Annotated in this window: 22 protein-coding genes and 2 tRNA genes; 16 read left to right on the top strand and 8 right to left on the bottom strand. The window is 54.6% G+C overall.

Annotated features, from left to right (window positions below):
- Nucleotides 1–27: 27 nt before the first annotated feature.
- The 3 genes from mutY (at nt 28) to CFII64_RS15475 (ending at nt 1,541) form a co-directional block, all read left to right on the top strand.
- Nucleotides 28–1,095, top strand: coding sequence for an A/G-specific adenine glycosylase (gene mutY, locus CFII64_RS15485; RefSeq protein ID WP_020291740.1), 1,068 nt, complete (start codon nt 28–30; stop codon nt 1,093–1,095).
- Complete coding sequence (locus CFII64_RS15480) at nt 1,092–1,364, top strand: oxidative damage protection protein (RefSeq protein WP_020291739.1); 273 nt, start codon at nt 1,092–1,094, stop codon at nt 1,362–1,364. The genes mutY and CFII64_RS15480 overlap by 4 nt, the downstream gene beginning before the upstream one ends.
- Nucleotides 1,365–1,465: 101 nt before the next feature.
- Nucleotides 1,466–1,541, top strand: a tRNA-Phe gene (locus CFII64_RS15475).
- 157 nt (nt 1,542–1,698) lie between these two features.
- Here the strand turns inward: CFII64_RS15475 and CFII64_RS15470 are convergent.
- The gene (locus CFII64_RS15470) at nt 1,699–1,989 is read right to left on the bottom strand and encodes a type II toxin-antitoxin system RelE/ParE family toxin (RefSeq protein ID WP_020291738.1); all 291 of its coding nucleotides are present in this window, start codon (nt 1,987–1,989) and stop codon (nt 1,699–1,701) included.
- Entirely contained in the window at nt 1,982–2,227 is a 246-nt protein-coding gene (locus tag CFII64_RS15465) for a type II toxin-antitoxin system ParD family antitoxin (RefSeq protein WP_020291737.1), read from the bottom strand. The genes CFII64_RS15470 and CFII64_RS15465 overlap by 8 nt, the downstream gene beginning before the upstream one ends.
- 285 nt (nt 2,228–2,512) lie before the next feature.
- Here CFII64_RS15465 and CFII64_RS15460 point away from each other — a divergent pair, with 285 nt between their 5' ends.
- Nucleotides 2,513–2,755 (top strand): hypothetical protein, encoded by a 243-nt coding sequence (locus tag CFII64_RS15460; RefSeq protein ID WP_229635570.1) that lies wholly within the window; start codon nt 2,513–2,515, stop codon nt 2,753–2,755.
- Here CFII64_RS15460 and CFII64_RS15455 read toward each other — a convergent pair.
- The gene (locus CFII64_RS15455; RefSeq protein WP_020291735.1) at nt 2,713–3,828 is read right to left on the bottom strand and encodes a fatty acid desaturase; all 1,116 of its coding nucleotides are present in this window, start codon (nt 3,826–3,828) and stop codon (nt 2,713–2,715) included. The genes CFII64_RS15460 and CFII64_RS15455 overlap by 43 nt on opposite strands.
- A gap of 100 nt (nt 3,829–3,928) precedes the next feature.
- Between CFII64_RS15455 and CFII64_RS15450 the strand changes: the two genes are divergently transcribed.
- The 3 genes from CFII64_RS15450 to CFII64_RS15440 all read left to right on the top strand — a co-directional run bounded on the left by CFII64_RS15450 (nt 3,929) and on the right by CFII64_RS15440 (nt 6,153).
- The gene (locus CFII64_RS15450; protein ID WP_020291734.1) at nt 3,929–4,936 is read left to right on the top strand and encodes an AraC family transcriptional regulator; all 1,008 of its coding nucleotides are present in this window, start codon (nt 3,929–3,931) and stop codon (nt 4,934–4,936) included.
- Between the two features lie 73 nt (nt 4,937–5,009).
- Nucleotides 5,010–5,495 carry a hypothetical protein gene (locus CFII64_RS15445; protein ID WP_020291733.1) on the top strand — a complete coding sequence of 162 codons (486 nt, stop codon included), beginning with the start codon at nt 5,010–5,012 and terminating at the stop codon, nt 5,493–5,495.
- A gap of 115 nt (nt 5,496–5,610) precedes the next feature.
- Nucleotides 5,611–6,153 (top strand): cytochrome b, encoded by a 543-nt coding sequence (locus tag CFII64_RS15440; RefSeq protein WP_020291732.1) that lies wholly within the window; start codon nt 5,611–5,613, stop codon nt 6,151–6,153.
- Nucleotides 6,154–6,334: 181 nt separating this feature from the next.
- Here the strand turns inward: CFII64_RS15440 and gabP are convergent, their stop codons facing one another.
- Nucleotides 6,335–7,726 (bottom strand): GABA permease, encoded by a 1,392-nt coding sequence (gene gabP / locus CFII64_RS15435; RefSeq protein WP_020291731.1) that lies wholly within the window; start codon nt 7,724–7,726, stop codon nt 6,335–6,337.
- A 679-nt stretch (nt 7,727–8,405) separates the two neighbouring features.
- Here gabP and CFII64_RS15430 point away from each other — a divergent pair.
- The 3 genes from CFII64_RS15430 (at nt 8,406) to CFII64_RS15420 (ending at nt 11,460) form a co-directional block, all read left to right on the top strand.
- On the top strand, nt 8,406–9,170 hold the full coding sequence (locus CFII64_RS15430) for a transporter substrate-binding domain-containing protein (RefSeq protein ID WP_020291730.1): 765 nt from the start codon (nt 8,406–8,408) through the stop codon (nt 9,168–9,170).
- A 133-nt stretch (nt 9,171–9,303) separates the two neighbouring features.
- Nucleotides 9,304–10,521, top strand: a complete 1,218-nt coding sequence (locus CFII64_RS15425; RefSeq protein WP_020291729.1) for a methyltransferase — start codon at nt 9,304–9,306, stop codon at nt 10,519–10,521.
- A 420-nt stretch (nt 10,522–10,941) separates the two neighbouring features.
- The gene (locus CFII64_RS15420) at nt 10,942–11,460 is read left to right on the top strand and encodes a Dps family protein (RefSeq protein WP_020291728.1); all 519 of its coding nucleotides are present in this window, start codon (nt 10,942–10,944) and stop codon (nt 11,458–11,460) included.
- A 150-nt stretch (nt 11,461–11,610) separates the two neighbouring features.
- Here CFII64_RS15420 and CFII64_RS15415 read toward each other — a convergent pair whose 3' ends face one another.
- Nucleotides 11,611–12,582: a J domain-containing protein gene (locus CFII64_RS15415; protein WP_020291727.1), complete on the bottom strand. Its 972-nt coding sequence runs from the start codon at nt 12,580–12,582 to the stop codon at nt 11,611–11,613.
- A 175-nt stretch (nt 12,583–12,757) separates the two neighbouring features.
- On the opposite strand from CFII64_RS15415, the gene CFII64_RS15410 reads away from it, so the two are divergent.
- The 6 genes from CFII64_RS15410 to CFII64_RS15380 all read left to right on the top strand — a co-directional run bounded on the left by CFII64_RS15410 (nt 12,758) and on the right by CFII64_RS15380 (nt 18,962).
- Nucleotides 12,758–12,833: transfer RNA gene (locus tag CFII64_RS15410), tRNA-Thr, on the top strand.
- Nucleotides 12,834–12,997: 164 nt separating this feature from the next.
- Nucleotides 12,998–14,326 (top strand): integrase arm-type DNA-binding domain-containing protein, encoded by a 1,329-nt coding sequence (locus CFII64_RS15405; RefSeq protein ID WP_020291726.1) that lies wholly within the window; start codon nt 12,998–13,000, stop codon nt 14,324–14,326.
- A 904-nt stretch (nt 14,327–15,230) separates the two neighbouring features.
- Nucleotides 15,231–16,211, top strand: coding sequence for an integrase domain-containing protein (locus tag CFII64_RS15395; RefSeq protein ID WP_020291724.1), 981 nt, complete (start codon nt 15,231–15,233; stop codon nt 16,209–16,211).
- Nucleotides 16,208–16,519: a hypothetical protein gene (locus CFII64_RS15390; RefSeq protein WP_020291723.1), complete on the top strand. Its 312-nt coding sequence runs from the start codon at nt 16,208–16,210 to the stop codon at nt 16,517–16,519. The genes CFII64_RS15395 and CFII64_RS15390 overlap by 4 nt, the downstream gene beginning before the upstream one ends.
- A gap of 528 nt (nt 16,520–17,047) precedes the next feature.
- Nucleotides 17,048–18,478 (top strand): SIR2 family protein, encoded by a 1,431-nt coding sequence (locus CFII64_RS15385; RefSeq protein WP_020291721.1) that lies wholly within the window; start codon nt 17,048–17,050, stop codon nt 18,476–18,478.
- Nucleotide 18,479: 1 nt separating this feature from the next.
- A complete protein-coding gene (locus CFII64_RS15380; RefSeq protein WP_020291720.1) occupies nt 18,480–18,962 on the top strand; it encodes a TIR domain-containing protein in 483 nt (160 codons plus the stop codon).
- A gap of 450 nt (nt 18,963–19,412) precedes the next feature.
- Here the strand turns inward: CFII64_RS15380 and CFII64_RS29795 are convergent, their stop codons facing one another.
- From CFII64_RS29795 to CFII64_RS30560, 3 genes are all read right to left on the bottom strand, one after another.
- Nucleotides 19,413–20,729 (bottom strand): hypothetical protein, encoded by a 1,317-nt coding sequence (locus CFII64_RS29795; RefSeq protein ID WP_156883196.1) that lies wholly within the window; start codon nt 20,727–20,729, stop codon nt 19,413–19,415.
- Nucleotides 20,730–20,901: 172 nt separating this feature from the next.
- On the bottom strand, nt 20,902–21,558 hold the full coding sequence (locus CFII64_RS15365) for a hypothetical protein (protein WP_020291717.1): 657 nt from the start codon (nt 21,556–21,558) through the stop codon (nt 20,902–20,904).
- Nucleotides 21,559–21,854: 296 nt separating this feature from the next.
- The gene (locus tag CFII64_RS30560; RefSeq protein WP_084488276.1) at nt 21,855–22,148 is read right to left on the bottom strand and encodes a DUF3892 domain-containing protein; all 294 of its coding nucleotides are present in this window, start codon (nt 22,146–22,148) and stop codon (nt 21,855–21,857) included.
- Nucleotides 22,149–22,679 lie beyond the last annotated feature (531 nt).

Raw genomic sequence — 22,679 nt, 5'->3', positions numbered from 1 at the left:
GCCCCCACGATCAACCCGGACCAAGCAATGCAACCCGAGCAATTTTCCACCGCTGTACTGGACTGGTACGACCGCTATGGTCGCCACGACTTGCCCTGGCAACAAGGCATCACGCCGTATCGGGTGTGGGTTTCGGAAATCATGTTGCAGCAGACCCAGGTCAGCACCGTGCTCAACTACTTCGACCGCTTCATGGAGGCCCTGCCCACCGTGCAAGCCCTGGCCGAAGCGCCGGAAGACGAAGTGCTGCACCTGTGGACCGGCCTGGGTTATTACACCCGCGCGCGCAATCTGCAAAAAACCGCAAAAATCGTCGTCGCGGATCACGGCGGCGAATTCCCTCGGGATGTGGAGCAACTCATTCTGCTGCCCGGCATCGGCCTGTCCACCGCAGGCGCCATCGCCAGCCTCAGCATGGGCCTGCGCGCGCCGATCCTCGACGGCAACGTCAAACGCGTTCTGGCGCGCTTCACGGCGCAAGAGGGTTACCCCGGCGAGCCGAAGGTCGCCAAGCAGCTTTGGGCCACTGCAGAGCGTTTCACGCCCCACGCTCGGGTCAATAATTACACCCAGGCGATGATGGACCTGGGCGCAACGTTGTGCACCCGCAGCAAACCCACTTGCCTGCTGTGTCCGCTGGAAAGTGGCTGCGAAGCGCATCTGCTGGGCCTGGAAACCCGCTACCCGATCCCCAAACCGCGCAAGGACGTCCCGCAGAAGCGCACGCTGATGCCGATGCTCGCCAACCGCGATGGCGCGATTCTGCTTTATCGCCGACCTTCCAGCGGTTTGTGGGGCGGGTTGTGGAGCCTTCCGGAACTGGATGACTTCGCCGATCTGCAACACCTGGCCCTGCAACACTCGCTGGAGCTGGGCAAACACCACGAACTGCCTGAGCTGATCCACACGTTCAGCCACTTTCGCCTGAGCATCGAACCCTGGCTGGTCCAGGTCGAGGAGTCCGCTCATCACGTGGCCGAGGCCGACTGGCTCTGGTATAACCTCGCCACCCCGCCGCGCCTGGGCCTTGCCGCCCCGGTGAAGAAGCTGCTGAAACGCGCAGCCGACGTATTGAATGCAGGAGAGTCGTCATGACCCGCACCGTAATGTGCCGCAAGTACAAAGAAGAATTGCCCGGCCTGGAACGCGCCCCTTACCCAGGCGCTAAAGGCGAAGATATTTTCAACCACGTCTCGCAGAAAGCCTGGGCCGACTGGCAGAAACACCAGACCCTGCTGATCAACGAACGCCGCCTGAACATGATGAACGCCGAAGACCGAAAATTCCTGCAAGCCGAGATGGACAAGTACCTTTCCGGCGAGGAATACGCCAAGGCCGACGGCTACGTTCCCCCCGAAAAATAAAGCGTTTCCAGCAGTGCGGGTCGTAAGCGACGGTAATAATTCAAATTTTTTTAAAAAACACGTTGACGACCCCCTGAAAAAAACGTCTAATGCGCCCCGTTGCCCAGATAGCTCAGTCGGTAGAGCAGGGGATTGAAAATCCCCGTGTCGGCGGTTCGATTCCGTCTCTGGGCACCACTCATTAGATTCAGGTGGTGCTACACAATCATCTGAAACCCAAAAAACCCGCCTTGTGCGGGTTTTTTGTTGTTCTTGATCGAACGGGCAAAGGCAGAACATGATCAGCTTGTGCGGCTCCGTATCAGCCGCGCCTGGCTAGCGGCGCAGTTGCCCATCAAACATAGCGCGGCGCATCCATCCGGTCATGCAGGACTCGAATGATCGCAATCCCATATGCGGTTATACGGAAGTAGATGGCATGCCGCTCCACGCTACGCCGACGGTAGCCCGGTCGGACGTGGTCGCAGGTCGGCGCTGTTTTGGGCGACTGCGCCAGTTCTGCGAACGCCGTTGTTATGTTGTCGATGTAACGACTGGCCTGTGCCGCGTCCCACTCCTGGAAGGTGTAAATCCAGATCGCTTCCAAGTCGCGTTCGGCTGCGGGCGTAAGACGGTATTCAGCCATGCGCTTTCAGCATTCTCTGTTTGAAGTCTTCGGCGTTGAATGGGCGGGGTTCGCCGCTGGACTCACCTTCTATCAGAGCCAGGCGGATGCCCTCGATCTCGGCACTGCGCTCCTGCTCACGCCGGATCAGGTCGCGGATATATTCGCTGTCGTTGGTGTAGCGGCCAGCCTCAATCTGCGCCTTGATCCAGGTATCCTGCTGGTCGGTCACAGTGATGGTTTTACGCACGGTTCCCATGATGATCCTCAAGCTCAGTTATCGGTGGCGCGTAGTTTGTCATACTATTGATGCGTTATTGCACACCGCTGAGCAGTTATGTAGACGTCCCGCCAAGCGCCAGGCTTTTTATTTCAGCCGTTCACGAGCTTTTCACGTCTTGGCCCGTATGGTCTATTCAGCTCCTGCAACACCTTGAGCCCGCTGATCCCCATCGCGGGCTTTTCTTTGTCTGCAATTCGTCAGCCTGCGTTCATGGCCCATGCCCATGCCCTACGCTTTCCTCTCTAATACGGAGGAAACACCATGTCACTGCCCGATGACCCTACCCCTATCCTGCTTGCGCGTTTTAATCAGAACATCAACGCCATCGCCTTGGCCGTGGGTGAGGTTCGTCTGTGGATCGAGCGCCAGGGTGACCAAGAGACAGCCGACAGCATTCTTGGCTATCTGGCGGTCCTGGAGAGCAATTCCGACACCATCGTCGCAGGCATGGCCGAGCTTATTCAGCGCTGGAGACCTGAAGAGCCCAAAGATCCCGAGGATTGATCGGGCGTGGACAAGTCCGGTCCTACCGGCGTCCGCACCTCGTCCCGCTCAAATCGGTTCGCCCTGGCAAACGTGCCGAAGTCGTTGAAGCGTACGCCCATTTCGGCCATGACTTTGTGGGCCACCTTGCGGGTCATCTGGCGGATGTAGAACGGCTCTTTGACGACGAAGTGGTGGATGCCATGGGTGCTGCCGAAATTGAAGCAGAACGCTTGCATCGGCCACATCCACCACGGGTTCATGACCTGGGTCTGCTGCAGGACGTTGCCGGGCTCGATGTCGCCGTAGTAGTGCATGTTCGAGCTGACGAAGTGCAGGCAGAACGTGCGCAGGACATTGGGGCCGACCAACACCACGACTGCGATGTCGATCACTTGCATGACCGCCAATGTGTTCGCCGACCAGACAATCGGCGAGCCCAGTAAACCGGCGATTCCGTTGGCTGCATGGAAGCCCAGAAAGACGTACCAGCAGCCCCAGTTGAGCAAGGCCAGCGGGAAATAGACTTTGAGCGTGCGCTTGAGAATGCTGAGTTTGTGCGCGGGGGTTTTCGCCCGCAGCATGCGGATCAGCGCCGACATCACGTTGTCGCCGACCATCAGCAACCGCGCCAGGCCCCAGGGCTCGCCGTTGGTGATGGCGCGCTCTTCCATGTCCGCCTCGGTGCCGGAAACCTTGTGGTGGTTGAGGTGCAGATGCCGACGAATCCACGGATTGATGGTGCTGGGGCGCGCCAGCCAGACGAGCGCCAGCATCAGGTTGTGCGGGATGCGTTGCTTGCGAAAATACATGTTGTGGATCAGGTCGTGTTCAAGTTCGTGGGTCAGGGACGCGAAAAACCCGTTGAGCAGCAGACACACCCACCAGGCCATGTAGCCGCCGATGTACAACGCCGCGCTGGCGATCATGCCCGTCAAGGCGAACAGCAAGATGCCGACGCCAATCGCGTCCTGATGACGAAGAATCGGATAGCGCGCCCGCAGCTCTGCACCGTGCTCCATCACCACGGCGCGAATATGTGCCGATCGCTGCTGCGCATTCAGTCTGGCGGGACTTGCAGAAGTGTCATGCATGCTTCCATCCTCTAGGTATGAAGTGAAAGCACTGTGCGCGGACTTGCGCAACGCCGCGCGCCCCTGCACGCCAACCTGTTGACCGGAAGCGCCAATCTGTATGCACGAACCAAGCATCCTCGCCAGCTGGACCCGCGCCTTGCGCAAGCAGCTCGATGCTTCGGGCCTGGACAGCGTTGCGCTGTGCCGTGCGGCCGGGTTGGACCCGCAATTGATGGACGATCCCAACGCCCGCTACCCGGTGAGCGACACCACGCGCCTGTGGCAGCTGGCGGTCCAGGCCAGTGGCGATCCGGCCATTGGCTTGCGGGTTTCCCGGTTTGTGAGCCCGACCACCTTCCATGCGCTGGGTTATGCGCTGGTCGCCAGCGGGTCGCTGCGCGAGGTGTTCGAGCGCATCGTGCGTTATCACCCGGTGGTCAGCGATGCGCTCGAACTGGACCTGCAACGCGCCGGAGACCGTTACCGGTTTCGTTTCCGCGTACCGGCCGATAGCCCCGCGCCAGCTCATGAGGCGCTGGATGCGTTTGCCGCCATTTACGTGCGCACCTGCCGCAACCGGCTGGGAAGAACCTATGCGCCGCTGGCGGTGTACCTGCAACGGCCGGAACCGGCGGACGCGACGCCCTGGCACCATGTGTTCCGGGCGCCGATATTCTTCGCCGCCGAGGAGAATCTGCTGGAGTTCGACTGTGCCGATTTCGACAGCCATCTGGACGATGGCAACCCGGAACTGGCGCAGCACAACGAAACCGTGCTCAACCGCACCCTTGAACGACTCCAGCCACTGACCTGGGAACGTCGCGCGCGCGCCATCATCGAAGCGCAGCTACCCGAGGGCGAGCCCTGCGCTGAAAGCATCGCTCAGAATCTGCATGTCAGCCTGCGCAGTTTGCAGCGGCATCTGGCAGACGAAGGTTGCCGCTATGATCTGCTGCTCAACGAAGTGCGGCAGAACCTGGCGTTGCAGCACCTGAGCGATCCGCGCAATTCCTTGAGCGAAGTTGCCTATCTGCTTGGATTCGCCGACACCAGCAGCTTCAGCCGCGCATTCAGACGCTGGACGGGGCAGTCGCCAGGTCAATATCGCGAAGGCGTCGGCAAATAGCGCCTTGGTAAATCCAACTGTCTGCGTTTCAATAGCGGCCTGTGAACCTTCGACCGCAACAGGACCCAAGCCCATGGCCTCGCCAGACAAGCAGTACAAACGCGCCCAACGAGCGAAAGCCAAGGCAAAACAGAACCGCTCCAGCAAACCGGTGCAAAACGTTGTGCACCCGGTGTTCGCTTCGCCGCTGGTCAACCAGCCCTTCGATGACGTCGAAATCGACCTGAGCACCTTCGATTTCAAGGACATCGAAGAAAACGGCTTCGACCCCGCCGACTTCGACGATTTGTTCCAGACCATGAAAGCCGCGCACAGCATCAGCCAGCTGGCGATGTGCGTGGTGTTCCTGCAATACCCGGTGCTGGAGCTGGTTATCGCCGAAGAAGACGAAGAGCCGGCCACCGACTTCATGATGGGCCTGCTGATTACTTACCGGGCGATGTTCTACGAGGAAGACGAAGACGCCGCGATTGAATGGATCGGCAGCCCTTCGTTCCAGACCGACTACAACGAAGCGTCGCGCCTGCTGCTCAAGCGCAACGAGAAACCGGCTCGCTGAGCCAGATCCATTTGCGACGCTGTTATTTAATTTACATCGCGCGCTTCAGGGCATAGTTTACGCCGCCTAAAGAGAATGACTCTATTTCTCAACAGCGAGCCCGACGTTGAACGCGATGAACCGCCACCTCCCGACCGCCGCTCCAGCGACAGGCCGATCCAAGCCTTACTCAAGCGTTCGGGTTTTCCTGCATTGGCTGTCCGCACTGATCATCATCTGGGCGACCGTCAGCGGTTTCGGCGTGGCGCTCCTGCCCAAGGGCGATGCGCTGCGCCAATGGGTCGAGGCGCTCAATCCGCAAGTATCGACGCTGTTCATCCCCTTCTTCGCCTGGCGCTTCTGGCTGCACCTCAAGGCGCCAAAACCTGCAACAGCAACCCAATCAGCCGAGGCGACACTGGCACGGCTGACCCACAGCGCGTTGTATCTGCTGATTGCAGGCGTGCTGATCACTGGGGTTTTGATGATGACCCACCCGGTCATCCTGCTGACGCTGATCCCGATGCCTCAGCTCATTCACTCAACGCTCGCCTTGGGCGAACTGCAAAGCGTGCATCACATTCTCTGTGCGCTGCTTGCCGTGCTGGTGATCCTGCATCTGCTGGCGGTGATCAAGCATCAAGTGACGGGGCGTTCGGTGCTGTATCGGATGCGGTAATCCTGCAGGAGCCAAACTGACGCGAGCGCAACAGAGGATTTCACCATATTGCTTATAGCCCGCACACAGGCTCCGTAGGACCGGCTTCAGCCGGGAGGGCGCAAGGTCAGACGACGCAACCGCTGCGAATGTACCGACCTCCTCCCGGCTAAAGCCAGTCCTGCGGGATCGTGACGAACTGTCAGTTCAACACAACCTTCCCTGCCCGTTCGACCTTGCGGCGGCGGGCGACGAACAGGCCGGCGGCGACCACCAGCAGGCTGAGCAAGCCGGTGGCGAGGATTTCCACGCGATGGGATTCCTGGACCAGCATGATACCCAGCACCGCGACGATGAACACGATCACCGCCCAGGTCAGCCACGGGAATAGCCACATCTGGAAGGCCACGCTCTCACCTGCCGCGATGCTCTTCTGGCGCATGCGCAGTTGCGAAACGGCGATCACCAGGTACACCAACAGCGCGATGGCACCGGAGCTGGCCAGCAGGAAGTCGAACACCGCTGCCGGCGCGACATAGTTGGCGAAAACCGCCAGGAACGCCGCGCCTGTGGACAACATCACCGCCCAATAAGGCGTGCCGCTTTGCGTGGTGCGCTTGGCAACGGCCGGAGCATCACCGCGTTTGCCCAGGGAAAACAACATCCGCGAAGCGGTGTACAGCGCCGAGTTGAGGCAGCTGGTCACCGCGATCAGCACCACAATATCGACAATCATCTTGGCGTTCGGGATACCCATCATGTCCAGCACGGTCTGGTAGGACCCGACTTCAGCAAGACCGCTGTGATTCCACGGCACCAGGGCCACGACAAGGAAAATCGACAGCAGATAGAACAACGAGATCCGCCAGATCACCGAATTGGTGGCCTTGGTGATCTGCTTTTCCGGGTCTTTCGATTCGGCCGCCGCAATGGTCACGATCTCCGTGCCCATGAACGAGAACATTGTGGTCAACATCGCGGCCAGTACCGCGCCCATTCCGTTCGGCAAAAAGCCCTGAGTGTCGTACAAATGGCTGACGCCGCTGACCTGGCTGTTGGGCAGCAAACCGAAGATCGCCGCAACGCCCAGCACGACAAAACCGATGATCGCCACAACCTTGATCAGCGCAAACCAGAATTCGAATTCACCGTAGTTCTTCACGCTGAACAGGTTGGTGACCGTGAGCAGCAAGGTGATGACCAGGGTGAACGCCCAGATCGCCACATTCGGAAACCAGGCATGCAGGATGGTCGCGGCGGCGTTGGCCTCCAGCGGAATCACCAGCACCCAGAACCACCAGTACAACCAGCCGATGGTAAACCCGGCCCAGTGCCCGATCGCGCGGTCGGCATAGGTTGAAAACGAGCCGGTATCGGGCGACGCAACCGCCATCTCCGCCAGCATCCGCATCACCAGCACGACCAATGTTCCCGCAGCGGCATAAGCCAGCAGCACAGCAGGACCGGCTTCGGCGATGGCATGTCCGGAACCCACGAACAAACCGGCACCAATCACACCGGCAATCGACAGCATCGTAATGTGCCGTGGCTTGAGCCCCTGATCGAGCTCGGAAGAAATCGGGGTACTGCTCATTGAACCTACCTTTGCGAGGGGGATCGATCCGCACCGGACCTCTTCGTAAAAAGAAAGCAACGGTGCTGTTTTTTATTATTGACGCAAGAATTACGCCAAAATGTTTCAAAAACGACGTCGGCCTTGGAATAGAGGGCTTAGGGAGAGGTAGGACAACTCATTGATTGCAATGGCGTTTAGCCATTTTTGTAGGATTTGTTACCTGGCGCCCCAAGGCGCAACACGAGAACGCACCGAAACTACACACCCGGGCTTTCTGCGCACCTCGGCGGTGCGTCTTGTCTGGGTGTGCGTAAAAGAAACGCACGTAATCCGCAAATGTGCAGGAGAGAATCTGCCACCGTGGTGCGATCTGAATTCCAGGTAGGAGGGGACTTGTCCCCGAATGGCTATTGCAGGCGACGTATAGTTCGGATTTCCTCGGTGCAAGACCCAGCGCAATCGGGGACAAGTCCCCTCCTACAGGGTCCGGTCTTTGCAGAGCCATCTCGCACAGTCAGCCGAAACCATCCCACACGTCCGCTCGTCCATGAAATAAACTTCATCCGCCGCCCTCGGACGTTGAGCTTTTACCCCGCGCCAGGGTCGAAGAGCTGAACCGCCGCACCAGACCGCTCCAACGGCCTGCCGGCACGGCGCAAATCATTCATGTCCAGCAACCGCAAACGGAGCAACACCCATGCAGATGTACAGAAAATGCCTGCTGGTCGCAGTGGCCACTCTGGCGTTCACGACCGGCGCTTTTGCTGTGGACAAGCTGAAGATGGGCGTCGAAGGCGCTTACCCGCCGTTCAATAGCCTGGATGCCAGCGGCCAGGCCGTCGGCTTTGACGTCGAGATTGGCAACGCTCTGTGCGCGAAGATGAAAGTCGAGTGTGAAGTGGTGGTCACGGCATGGAATGAGATGATTCCGTCGCTGGTCGTAGGCAACTACGACTTCATCATGTCGTCCATGTCCATCACCGAGGAACGAAGCAAACTGGTGGACTTCACCACCCCGTACTACTCCAACAAACTGCAATTCATCGCCCCCAAGACCAGCGACATCAAAACCGACACCGCGTCGATCAAAGACTCATTGCGCGGCAAGACCATCGGCACGCAGAACGAAACGGTTTCTGCGACCTGGCTGCAACAGAATCTGGGCGAAGAAGTCACGATCAGGCTCTACGACACTCAGGCCAGCGCCTACGCCGACCTCGCCGCCGGACACCTGGACGCCATCCTGGCCGACAAATACCCGAGTTACGAATGGCTGAAAAGCGACGCGGGCATGAGCTTTGAGTTCAAGGGCAACCCGGTCTACGACAACGACAAGATCGGCATCGCCGTGCGCCTGAACGACACGCTGCGCGCCAGACTCAACCTGGCAATCAAGGAAATCATCGAAGACGGCAGCTACAAGAAGATCAACGACAAGTACTTCCCGTTCAGTATTCTTTAAGCCGATTGTGTCGCGATCGTCGGCATTAATCGCCGCTCGTACCTGCATTTTGCCTAGACGCGCACCAAACGTGCTGCTATGAAGAGGGCTGGTTTCCAGACCAGCCTTTTTCGCACCCAGACAGCAGCCGACCATGGCCCACGACCCTCTTGCACCAGACGAACACCTGCGCAGCCGCTTTCGCGCGCTGGACAGCTTCCTGTTCGCCTATCAATCGCTATGGCGCCCCCGGCCGTTTACCCATCTGCAACTGCCGTGGGAGAGCCGCTATCCGGAGCTGGCCGGCTGGCTGCGACAACGCTCACTCAGTGAAGCCGAGATCGCGCACAACCGCCCCGAACAACTCGACGCACCGTTTCCATTTCCGCAACTGGCTGCCGAAGCCGTTGAATTGAGCAATATCGCGGCGCTTCCTGCCTTCAACCTGTCGCCCGTGGCGTCACGTATGAGCGTCGATGTGCCGGGGCGAAAATGGCAACAGATCGAAGCCTTCGCCAGTCGCCTGGAATTCACCAGAACACCTGAACACTGGCTGGACTGGTGCGCGGGCAAAGGCCATCTCGGGCGCCGCCTGACTCATCAAGACCAGTCGCTGACCTGCCTGGAACGCGATCCGAAACTGGTGCAGGCCGGGCATCAGCTCAGCGACCGACTGCGTATCAACGCCACGCATGTGCAGCAAGACGTGATGGCCGACGATGCCTGGCGTCGCCTGCAACCCCATCACACTCCGGTCGCCCTGCATGCCTGCGGCGACTTGCACGTGCAACTGATGCGCATCGCCAGCCGGGTTCGCTGCTCGCAAGTGGCTATCGCACCCTGCTGCTACAACCGCATCGACGCCGAGCAGTATCAGCCGCTGTCCATCGAAGCCCAGGCCTCCGCGCTGAAACTGTCGAAAGACGATCTGGGCTTGCCCCTCAGCGAAACCGTCACCGCCGGCGCTCGCGTGCGGCGTCAGCGCGATACTTCGATGGCGCGTCGCCTGGCCTTCGACTTGCTGCAACGCAAGTTGCGCAATACCGACGACTACCTGCCCACGCCTTCGCTGCCGGTTGCCTGGCTGGACAAGCCTTTCGCCGACTACTGTCGCGACTTGGGCGCCTTGAAGGATCTGCCGACGATTGCCGAGCAAGACTGGTCCGCACTGGAAGCCGCTGGCTGGGAGCGCCTGGCGCAAGTGCGCAATCTGGAGCTGGTACGCAACCTGTTCCGTCGCCCGCTGGAGCTTTGGCTGGTGCTGGACCGGGCCTTGTATCTACAGGAACGCCACTACAAGGTGCGCGTGGGGACCTTCTGTGAGAGCCATCTCACCCCGCGCAATCTGCTGTTGATCGCTGAACTCGACTGACCGCCCAAATGTACCAAAACCTGTGGATAACTCTGTTGATGAAAATAGGCAGAGTGCCGCAAAAACTTAGTTCGCTAGCTATTTAATGGGCCCGCCGGATTTTCAGGCTCTGCGCAAAGGCCTGTAAATAGCGGTTTACCGAGAAATGAGAACGGTTCCAGAAACATCCGCCGGATTGGTTCGAATGGTTCAGCGCCTGTGCATAAGATTTGAGCACGCGCAGTAAAGAAAGCCGCAGCCGAGGCTGTTGGAATGCCAAACACTGACATCCGTCACATTGGCATTGTCCAAACAGGCGTATTCGTCTCAGGATAAAGGTTCGCCCCGCCAGGCCTGCCGTTTCAGGTGCCTGCACGCAGTCTGCGCGACCTTTTTCTACCATTGCGTTGCGTCTATTGATCAATCAGGAAGGAAACGTCCATGAACAATCTCGAAGCCGCCAAAGAACATCGCAAAGCCGACCTGCACACCCCGAACAGCCTGGGCGAAGATGCGCGTCGCGATTTGTCCGGCGAACTCAACGCCCTGCTGGCCGACACGTTCGGCATCTACATGAAGACCAAAAACTTCCACTGGCACATGTCCGGCCCGTATTTCCGCGACTACCACTTGCTGCTCGACGATCAGGCTGACCAGATCTTCGCCACCACCGACGCCATCGCCGAGCGCGTACGCAAACTGGGCGGCACGACCCTGCGCTCAACCGGCCACATCAAACGCCTGCAACGCATCAGCGACAACGACGCCGATTTCGTCACCCCGGCCGACATGCTCGCCGAACTGCGCGAAGACAACATGCAACTGGCCAACTACATGCGCGAAACCCACGCGCTGTGCGACGAACACAACGACGTCGCCACCGCCAGCCTGCTGGAAAACTGGATCGACGAAGCCGAACGCCGCATCTGGTTCCTGTTTGAGTCGGGCCGTACTTCCTGACGATCACGTCAGGCTAACGGTAGGAGGGGACTCGTCCCCGAAAACGCCGGTACAGACGCCGAACATCTGCCCGCAGACCCGACGCCTTCCCGGACAAGTCCGGTCCTACTCTGTGGGAGCGAGCTTGCTCGCGAAGACGGCAGCCAGACCTCAAAACTCGTCACTGCGCACATTGGAAAACTGCGAATTGCGGTTCTCCAGTTTGCGCAGCGTCAGCTTGTACACCGTCGACTTGACCCGATTATCCACCGCCGTTTCTTCAAGGCGAATCCGACTGGACGCATACGCGCAACCGGTGTCGAGCATCTTGTACTTCAACAGGTAATAGCCGACGTCCATGCGCGCAAAGGTGAAAGAACTGTGCGCCGGAATAAACGCATGCCGATAAGCATGGCGCCCACCGGCGTCGGTCACCTTGGCGTACACCGGCTCATTGCCGGCACTGTTATCCACGGTAATTTCCGACCACCCGCCATCCCGATTCACCGGCATGCCGCTGATATATCCGGCAGCGGTGGGCCAAGGTGCGCCCAACGGATCAACCGGCGGCGCAACGCATTGCGGCTGGGCCGGGTCGACCAACTTGATCGGCGTGCCAATCGGCACAGCGACCGCCTCAGGCTTCGACTCAACCGGCGCGACAGCGGTAACCGCTTCGATGACCGGCGGCGGAACGAAAGGTTTGCCCGCATTCGGGTCATAACCCATCCACGCACCGCCCGCACAAAACACGATAAACAGCGCTGCCCAGCGCAAACGGCTGCCACGCCGAAGCGGCCTGGACGTTTTAGCCTGCGCCGCAGGACGCGAAGGTTTGGATCTGGCGGCCGCCGTCGGCGCAACCGGCGCCCTGCCCGCCTGCGCCTGCCGACGCTGAGCCGCCGCACCCCGCGCCTGCTGCGCCTGACGAATCAAGGTCACGTCGTACTCCGCACGCTTGGCCGGGTCCGCCAACACATCATGCGCCGCATTGAGCAACGCCATCAGATCCGACGCATTCGCCGCCGGATTCCGATCCGGATGCAACTGCTGCGCGAGCTTCCTGAAGGCGAGCTTGATCTCCTCCGCAGAAGCATCCCGCGCGACATTGAGCTCGTCGTAATAAGTACGTGTTTTGGGCATTCAGCTTGCAATCCATGGCGACGGGCCATCTTAACAAGCTTTCCCCAGCGAAACCCGCACACAACGCAACCGCGCTACACAGCGCACAAAATCCCCGCCGGAAAATATTTTTCAACCGAATCAGTCAGCTAGGGTTTACACGCCCGAAAACCTCTATATACTCTGCGCCCATCACGCCGGTATAGCTCAGTTGGTAGAGCAACTGACTTGTAATCAGTAGGTCCCGGGTTCGACTCCTGGTGCCGGCACCACATTAGGCTCCATTGCATTCTACTGAATGCTCTGGAAGCCCCGAAAACCCGCCCTTTGGCGGGTTTTTTCGTTCCAGGACCCTCTGTCGGGATCCAACAAAATCCCCCTTCCCCGAGGGTATGTTAGGGGTACTGCGATTTTCCGGTCAGGAGCGCGTACCCCTATGCCACGTCTAGCGATCCCTCTCAGCGACCTGCAATGCCGCACGGCCAAAACCCGCGAGCGCGCCTACAAACTGTTCGACGGTGGCGGCATGTACCTTTTCGTCAAACCCAATGGCGTGAAGACCTGGCGCTTGAAGTACACCAAGCCCAACGGCAAGGAAGGTACGCTCATCATCGGCAATTACCCCATAGTTACCCTTTCCATCGCACGACGTAAGCGAGACGAAGCCAAGGCGTTGCTGCTCGACAACCTCGACCCAATGGAAGAAAAGAAGAAGGCCAAGATCGTAGCCCAGCGGGCGGCACTGCTTTTCGAAACCGTCGCCCTGGAGTGGCACGCTGATATGTCCCGCCGCTGGACCGAAGGACACGCGAAAACCGTAATGAGCCGACTGCGCACCCACGTCTTCCCGCTGATCGGCCAACGACCCATCGCTGAACTCGATACCCACGACCTGCTAGGGATCACCCAGCGCATCAAGGAACGCGGCACCATGGATGTGGCGTTAAGGGTACAGAACTACTTATCCACCATCATGCGCGGGGCCAAAAGAGCCCGGCAGATCACCATGAATCCTGCACTGGATCTGGCAGGCTCGATTCACGCGCCGCGCACAGTCCATCGCCCAGCCCTCCCCCTCAACCGCCTACCCGAACTGCTACACCGTATCGACAACTACAACGGCCGCGAACTGACGCGCCTCGCCGTCCTGCTGACGTTGCATGTATTCGTCCGCTCCAGCGAACTGCGCTTCGCTCGATGGAGTGAGTTCGACCTCCAACGCGCCATGTGGGAAATCCCCGATACCCGCGCACCGATTGAAGGGGTACGCAACTCCACACGCGGGACCAAGATGAACGGCGACATTCAAATGGTCCCGCTGTCGCCGCAGGTCATCGAAATACTGGAACGCCTGCGTAGCCTCAGTCGCTTTTCAGAGTTGGTGCTACCGGGCGACCACAAGTACTGGAAGGCCATGTCCGAGAACACGGTGAACACCATGCTCCGCAACGTCGGCTATGACACCAGCAAGGACGTGTGCGGCCACGGCTTCAGGACTATGGCCTGTAGCGCCCTGCTGGAGTCCGGATTATGGACCGACGCAGCCATCGAAAGACAAATGAGCCACAAGGAACGCAACCGTGTGCGTGCCGCGTATATCCACAAGGCCGAATTCCTCGAACAGCGCAGGCTGATCATGGCGTGGTGGAGCAACTACATCGACGCCAACCGCCATGGGCATGTGACACCCCACGAATTCGCTCACCCAGTCGGCGACAACATCACAGCCCTACAAAATAGCCGTGGCGCATCCAAACGTGGGTAAGCCTGTGAGATCACCGTTGTCCGCCCTTCCACGCGGGTCCATCCAAGCGGGGCTGCAAAGCCGCCCTGCTTGGATGGACCTCATTTAAAAAATCTAAAGCCCACGCAAATTGTCTGTGGAAAACCATAGATTTCCACCGGTGGATAATTTCATCCACAGCCGCAGAACTCCCGAAAATTCGAGCCTTGACCCGAATTATCCACAGGCGTAGAAAAGATCGGGCAAAGCGCTGTCGTTGACAGCAACCCAGGTAGCCAGAACCTTTAAGGCTACGCCACACCGTGGTGGTTCTCCCAAAGTGCGATTAGCGTCCGGCGGCTCGCACGGTCACAGCGATGTGATGGATGCCTACTTTTACCACCGTGCCCACTGCGGCAACTCATTCCCTTTCATAGCTGCCCTGCAGCAACCTATCCGCTTGGCCATTTCATTGCGCCAACCTGCGCCCGTCTCTTTCTCCCGGAAAGAGACGGGCGCTCCTACCGTTGCTGCAGCCCAACTCGTACAAGGCTTTGCGGCGTTTCCCCTCGTGACAATCGGCGTGACAAACACCGAAGTCACCAGCAACAGCGATGTAGATGATGGTGCCGCTGCCCAAGGAATGGACTGCACCTGACTGACAGTCAGGCATGCCCCGGTCATCGCATCACTGCCTTCACCTGACTCAAGATCTCGCGGCGTCGGTCTCGTCAGCCAGCGCAGCCTCCACCCGCCCACTTCCTCGGAAGTGCTCAGGAGGCCAGATCATGAGATGCCCAAGCTCCCGGTCGTAAAGAGCCGCCAGTCCCGCGTTAGTGGACAACCCTCACAGGTCGCAGGTGCCTTGATCCCTGATAACACTCAACATTCTTGGCGGGATGACGTGGGGAAAGTTTTAAGAGTTTGCTTCGAGAGGAGTTCGATCATGGCATTGGTCGGTAGACGAGACGGGCGAAATTTTGGCTATGGCCGGCAGTTGAGTTTTGCCGGGCCACAGGCATTGCGAGATCTATTTGGCGGAGGGCATTACGGCACAGTCAAAGCGCACAGTGATCGCTGGCAGGCATTTGTACGCTGGTGTCACTCGGAAGATGGGCCGGGGTTTAACGATGCGCGGCAGATTGATCGGCAGACTTTGCTGGATTACGCCGGACATCTACGCCAGCAAGTTGAACAAGGTGAGCTCACCATTGCCACCGCGCAAAACCGGTTGTCCAGTGTGAACCGAACCATGGCCGCGCTTCGAGGTGATAAGCATGTGAAAGTACTGAGTCCGAGCCAGGCGCTAGGAATGCGGCGCACCGGCGTTCGTTGCTCGGTGCCGCAGGGCCAAGACCGCGAGCACGTGAAGCGGATCGTCGACGTGCTCTGCGAACACCAAATGCCGCGCGCGGCGGCCATCGCTCAGTTGGCGCGAGCCATCGGCATTCGCTTACGCGAGGCCATTTTGGCCGACCTACTGCGTTTAAAACGTGAGGCCGAACACTACGGCAAGATCAACATCCAGGATGGCACCAAAGGTGGCCGCTCAGGTGCGTCGGCACCTCGTTGGATTACGGTGAACGATCACATCCGCGGTGCACTGGCATTCGCCAATCATGTCTCGCCTGACGGTAGCCGCAACCTACTTGCACCGAACGAAACCTACCTCGATTTCCAACGGGGAATCGTCCGTCCTGCACGGGACATCCTCCATCAGTACAGTCTCAAAGGCTTCCACGAGTTGCGCGCGGCCTATGCATGCGAACGCTATGAACAAATCACCCATCATCCCGCGCCCATCAACGGTGGCCATTGTGATCAGCTCGACCGACACCTAAATCAGGATGCCCGAATGCAAATTAGCTATGAGCTAGGGCACGGCCGTGTTGGCGTAGTATCGGCTTACATTGGTGGTCGAGCATGAACAAACCATTCGATATGGAGCTATTCCTAGTAAGCGTCCTGACCGGGTCGTATTCCACGCGCCAACGCCACATTTGTCAGGCAAAGACTATCCAAACAGCAATAGCTGAGCGCTGGCAACGCGACAACCCATGGACTTGGCAGAGAAAACACCTTGAGTGGTTTTTGAATCACCACCTAAACCAGCGCACTGAATCGACGCGCTACTACTACTTGCTCACCATGCAATTACTCACCCATCGCCTAGGAAAATCCTGGCTGCTCATCCGCCAAGCGAAGGTCAGAAAACGGCAAAAAGTAGAGGGCTAAGAATAGATCTGCCCTTTTCTTCGCCCACTTTCCCTTCCAAAAATAGATCTGAGAATCATCTGGCCGGCCTCCCCATCTCCGTGAGGTGGAGAAGCTGGCCAGATGATTTTCAGAGCACGTTTTTCCTCGCCTTTCAATTTGAGGTAGATCATTAGCCTTTCTTTAGTCTAGGTACCTATTCGAGCAGCCCAGACACGGATAGCATAGTGCCACCTACTGGCTTGCTGCTGGTTGAGACAAGGACGTCAATGTGCACATTTCTACCGCTTCCCAGTCCTCGGAAAATTTTGTTGTTTGCCATGCAGAACAACGCATAGAACCGCGTAAGCCTCAACTTACTGTTGAGTTTTTTTCAGGAAGAAAAAAGCCAATAAAACTTAGCCCGATAAGTTTAATCACATTTAACACTGACACTATCAGTGCGCAAAGATTAAAAGCCCATACACCCAAATACATCACACAAAAGATTGTCGAGTCAGCGCTGTGATGAAAACTTAAACCCAGTCAATTTTCAACAACGAGAACAATATGGCTTTCGATCACGAAATTGAGGCCTTCATAAAAGAGTTTGTGAAGGATATTGCCGAAAAAAACGTTGCTATCTTTGCTGGTGCAGGGATGTCAAAAAGTTCAGGTTATGTAGATTGGAAAGAACTACTAAGGGACATCGCGGACGAGCTTGGTTTAAAAATTGATGATGAGCACGACTTAATTTCACTTGCGCAATACCACGTAAATCACCGAGCCAGCAAGGCTGGAATAACAAAAAAAATCCTTGAGGAGTTTTCCGAGCAAGCTGAAAGCTCGATAAACCATAAAATACTCGCAAGACTTCCAATACCTACATATTGGACAACAAATTATGACACATTGATCGAAGACAGCCTTAAGGAAGCACTTAAAGTCGTTGATATAAAGCATGAAATAGACCAGTTAGCGAACACAAAACCTAAACGAGATGTTGTCGTTTACAAGATGCATGGAGATGCAAGCTCTCCATCCAAAGCAATAATTGCAAAGGAGCAGTATGAAGAATACTACAAGACACATGAACAGTTCATCACAGCTCTGAGCGGAGATTTAATATCAAAGACATTTCTTTTTATCGGCTTCAGCTTCACCGATCCAAACTTAGACTATGTTTTAAGCCGGCTTCGCACCAGCAGCAACAAACAACATTATTGCTTCATGAAACGTGAAAGCCGGCTCAGCAATGACTGTGACGAAGCATTTAAATATAAAACCCGAAAACAAGAACTTAAAATAAACGACCTAAAAAGATACAAAATCCAGACGGTACTCGTAGATGAATACGAAACCATAACAGAGATACTTAAGGAGATAGAAATACGTTTCAGAAAGAAAACTATATTCATATCAGGAAGTGCCGAGGAATATGGCGACTGGCAAAGATCTGAAGCGCAATCTTTTATTCACGAACTAAGCAAAAAACTCATCATCACTAATTTACGAATTGTAAATGGCTTTGGATGGGGAGTCGGGAGCGCAGTAATAAACGGTGCGCTTGAGGCAATCTACTCTGCCCCTGAAAAATTCTCAGAAGACCAATTGATTGTTAGGCCTTTTCCACAATTTGAGACGAACAACAAAAATCTCGCAGATCTATGGGAAGATTATCGCCAAAGAATGATCGCGCTGACGGGTATCGCACTCTTCATTTTCGGAAATAAAAAAAGTGATAACGGCTCCATTATTCCAGCAAATGGCGTAATGCGAGAGTTTGAAATTGCGGTTAGTAATGGCGTCATCCCGATCCCTATCGGAGCAACAGGATATATGGCAAAGATAATAACTTCACAATTGGAAGAAAATCCGACTAAATATTTCGGAACCAACACTTGGATTTATCCGCTAATAAAGGAACTAAACAACGAAAAACTTACACAGCATGAAATAATCAAAAAAACCATTAACATCATACAACGTTTAGGAAAATAAAATGGCTAAGACCAAGGTTTTTTATAGTTTTCACTTTGACAATGACGTAATGAGAACCCAACTAGTGCGTAACATTGGCGCATTAGAAAGTAATCAGCCTGTGGAGGCCAACGATTGGGAGACTGTTAAAAAGAAAGGAGACAAAGCTATTGAAGATTGGATCGATAGCAAAATGAAAGACTGTGACTGCGTGGTTGTTCTAGTGGGCGAAAAAACCTCTGAACGGCCTTGGGTCAAGCATGAAATCAAAAAGGCATGGAATGACAAAAAAGGTTTGCTCGCGATACATGTAAACGATCTCAAGGACCCTAACGATGGAGTTGGTAAAAAAGGAAAAAACCCTCTCGATCACTTTACATACAAACGGAACGGTGCTTCCAAAACACCTCCTTGTATCACCCCAAAAGCTTCAGATGCTTATAATGACATTAAAAACAACATAGAAGATTGGATTTCGGATGCAATCAAGATAAGTAAAGGCTGAATCATAGGTGACAACGCGGGAATAGGGGGTCAGACCACGTTTTCAATTAAATAACGAAAATCGTGGTCTGACCCCGTTTTTCACTCGGCATAGTCCACATCGTGTGCGTGCTCGAGGAGTTGCCTGAAAGCAATTCTTTTCGTACTACTCATGCTCAATCAAGTTATTTCCAATAAAGACTATGATGGACTGATGAATCCAATTATCGCAATCTTACAAGAAGTCAAGGTTTACAGTGCTGAGTAATTAGCAGCCAGCATAACCAATCGAACTAAAAAAGTTAGTGTGAGTAATCGTATACTCCCACTTGCTTTGATGATGTTGGTTAGAAGAAAGGCTGCCTTTCATCGCTACTGACGCGGCTCCTATGCTTGGATCGGCCCTGCCAGTTCAATCGCAATGTATGCGCTTGTTTGTAGGAACCGTACTGGCACGCAGCACACTAGGGATTTACATCTGCGCCTTAACTTCCTCATAAGAATCCCAAGACAAGGACGAATGATCGATCATATGATCGATCACGCACCGCACATATCCATCGAGTTCTAAGAACAACGCCTCACGATCCCTGCCTGACGGGACGAGAAACTCCAAACGGCCACCAATATGAACTATTCGTGTTCTCAGACCCATTTCATCTCCCGTGACAGGATCTTTTTTTCCAGTAAGTTCTTCAAACCTATCCAAAATCTTTTTTCGTTCGGAAGGACATGTTGTGATGTATCTCGATATGACTGTCTTGACTTTTGTGAATTTTTGATAAGCTTTAGGAAAAGCCAGAAACTCCAACAAACTTAGGGCTTGAATAAATTTCGCAGTCGAGGATTGTGTTTGTATCATCTGGGAATATAGCGACAGAGCATGGATAACTATTCCCCCCACTTCTCCCCCATACGGCATCTGTTCCCACTCAGGTTGCCGAAGAACCAACCCTAGCCCACGGGTTATCTTATGGCTGAACGCTGCGCCACCTAGAACTACTGACTGATGAGTAAGCCCGTTGATCAGTAGAGCCCCCGCCATCATCAAGTTCGATTGCAACTGACCAGGCAATGCAGGAAGCCCCTCATCAGGAGTTTGTCCCAATCTACAATGCCAGTACCTGAACAGATCGAAACACAAGGGTTCAGTCAATCCAGACAGAGCATCGATCATTATCATATGGTCTTTATGGTTTGCATGAATCAATGCCTCCCAAGAAAATCTCACAGGAAAAACCATGACTGGGTGAGACTTTAAATCTGCTATCGACACGCCTGATGCTGCGGATTGGAAAGCCGCCGCCATCAACGCGCTTTGATCGCCAGCTATCGTTGAAAATCCAAATCGACCGACAGGATAAATAGCAACACCGTTAGGGATTAATACAACCCTATCAGTCTGCAGCCTTGCAAGCGGCAACACGACCAGATGACAACCGTCCTTTAAATACTTTTCATACGTAACAGCCCACTGACCGGCGATGATCTGTTCATAATGGCTGTCATCGTACCAATGCCCATGTTCAAGCGGAAAGGTAAGATTCAGATTATGAAATACAGGCTGCAGATTCTGCGGTCTCGGCTTCACAAATTCAGAAACTCCAAGCCAGCACTCCAAACAGCTTCTTTCGCACCCGCTTTTATAATCAACAGGCCTATAAAAATGATGCTCAGAAAAGCCGCCCATATAATCACCAATGGTGTACGCCTTGCCGCAGTCTTTGCAGTGACGATCCAAACTCAAATTGTAATCATCTACCAGTAGACCTTCATGCTCAAACCTCACAGAACCTCCAAATTACCAACATAATAATATCGATATGATTAACTATCGGCTCGTCAGGCTGAATCCTGAAGCCTCATCGACCATTGCCGATCAAATGAGCCTTGCTATCATTCTACGTGCCCTGCCACCAGAGCACATAACATTATGTCCTATTTAGAACTGGCAATCCCCACTACCAAATGAGGGATCTGTCTTGGGCTCTCGGATACTTCTCCATGGCGCGCTCCATCAGAAGTATTTTGTCCCCATTGGGCTTATTCCTGAATACGCGAAATGCAGAGAACCAGTCGCCGTCAACCTTCCTTAAACGAAGCTCCTCAATAAAAGAACCATTCCGCGCACTAATGAATAGATTGAATCTTGCATAATCATTTTTCTTTTCAATGTCGAATGCTGGAATTCTATGAAAAACGCTCTGGCCCGGTGGAAGTGTTGCGATATTAAGTATCAAGGGCTGAGAAATCTGTTCTTCATGATTTTTGTCTTCGTCAAAGAAACGAATTGATAAATCATATTGCGGGTACTCGCTTTCCGAAATAATCGCAGGCGAAAGAGCCCCTGGAAAAAAACCTTTCAATATATCTACGTAAGCAAATCCGTCGCCGCCAGTTATAGATGCTATTCCTTCCTTTGCAAGAACCCTACTTTCCTCTGAGAGAGCCAGAATCTTGGTATTCAATTGCTTTATTTGGACTACTTGAGTTTCGGATTCTTTCTGAGATTTATTTTGTTCGTGAGATGCCCAAAGTGCGCCACCAGCGCTGATCAATGCCCCGATACAAGCTAATGCAGCAGGCAAGGAAAATGTTTCATAAACCCAGTTAAACATTTATTGCGCCTCAAGAGGTAAATAGACACCTTGTTATGTCCAACTTAAATTAACTTCTGCAAGCATTGCTTTCCGCTCAGGTCTACCTGATTATAAATTGTGTACAAATACAATTTCACTAAGTAAGAAAAATGGCGCTCGCGACTTACTCCGACCACTTCAATCCTCCACTACTGACTGTTGCCTGCCACTCATGGCAGGCTACTAACGACCCAAACTGGACACACAAAAAAACCTATGCATCAACCAACTAAAAAACAAGGGGCGAGTAATTTTAGCTCTCCCCTCTGTATGAATTAAAACCCTGGCAATTTTCCTAAATTGTCTTTACTGATATCATTTCGATCAGTCGATAGGTACGTGTCATCTATGACATGCACTAATGCACCATTACTCCAACTTTTGCTCTCTTTGCTATGAATAATCGTCTGAAATGTAGCTTTATTCAGACGAATCAAGTCAGCTACGAATTCTCTTGGTACTATACGGGCCGGGCCTATTTTCGATCCTTTATCTTCATGAACTTTCAGCATAGCGATATGCTGATTCGACGTGTCATACCTAACGGCTGAAATGCAAAAATCAGTCATTTTCGATCCCCGGCTAGATGGCCAAAATATTAGGATATATATTGGTGGCACATCAAAATCAAGGGCTATTTACATAGCCTAGGGTGAATGATCGTTTTGGGCCGATACTGTTGGAAAAATCGGCTTCGGTTTCCACGGCAGAAAAGTACGCGTCGGAAATTGTAATCCGCTTTGCGCAGAATGTTCAGGGCTCAAATTGACGTAGCAGCATGCAAAAAGGGCCTTTTTACTGCTCAATGTATGGGCGGCCAAGCCGGGGTGACTTGCTCAGCAGAATCGGCCGATTCCTGCCTATTAGCCGCAGCGGTAACGGTCGGACTAAGAATGTTTACCATTCCGTACGCGTCTTTGGAAGATTAAGGTGCTGACACTTTGTAAATACCGGGTTCGATTCCACTAAAATCCATAACTAGCTGATTTATTTATAGTTACCGGTTGGGGTACGCCAAATTTTCCACCGAACTCCAGTCCCGCAAAAGACCTAGCCCCGCTCCTAGCTACCGTTCGTCTGGTGCCGCACCATACAAGGTT

The organism is Pseudomonas sp. CFII64, assembly GCF_000416235.1.
Lineage (GTDB): Bacteria > Pseudomonadota > Gammaproteobacteria > Pseudomonadales > Pseudomonadaceae > Aquipseudomonas.
Note: the sequence above shows the minus strand (reverse complement) of the source record. Positions and strands in the feature narration are given on the sequence as shown.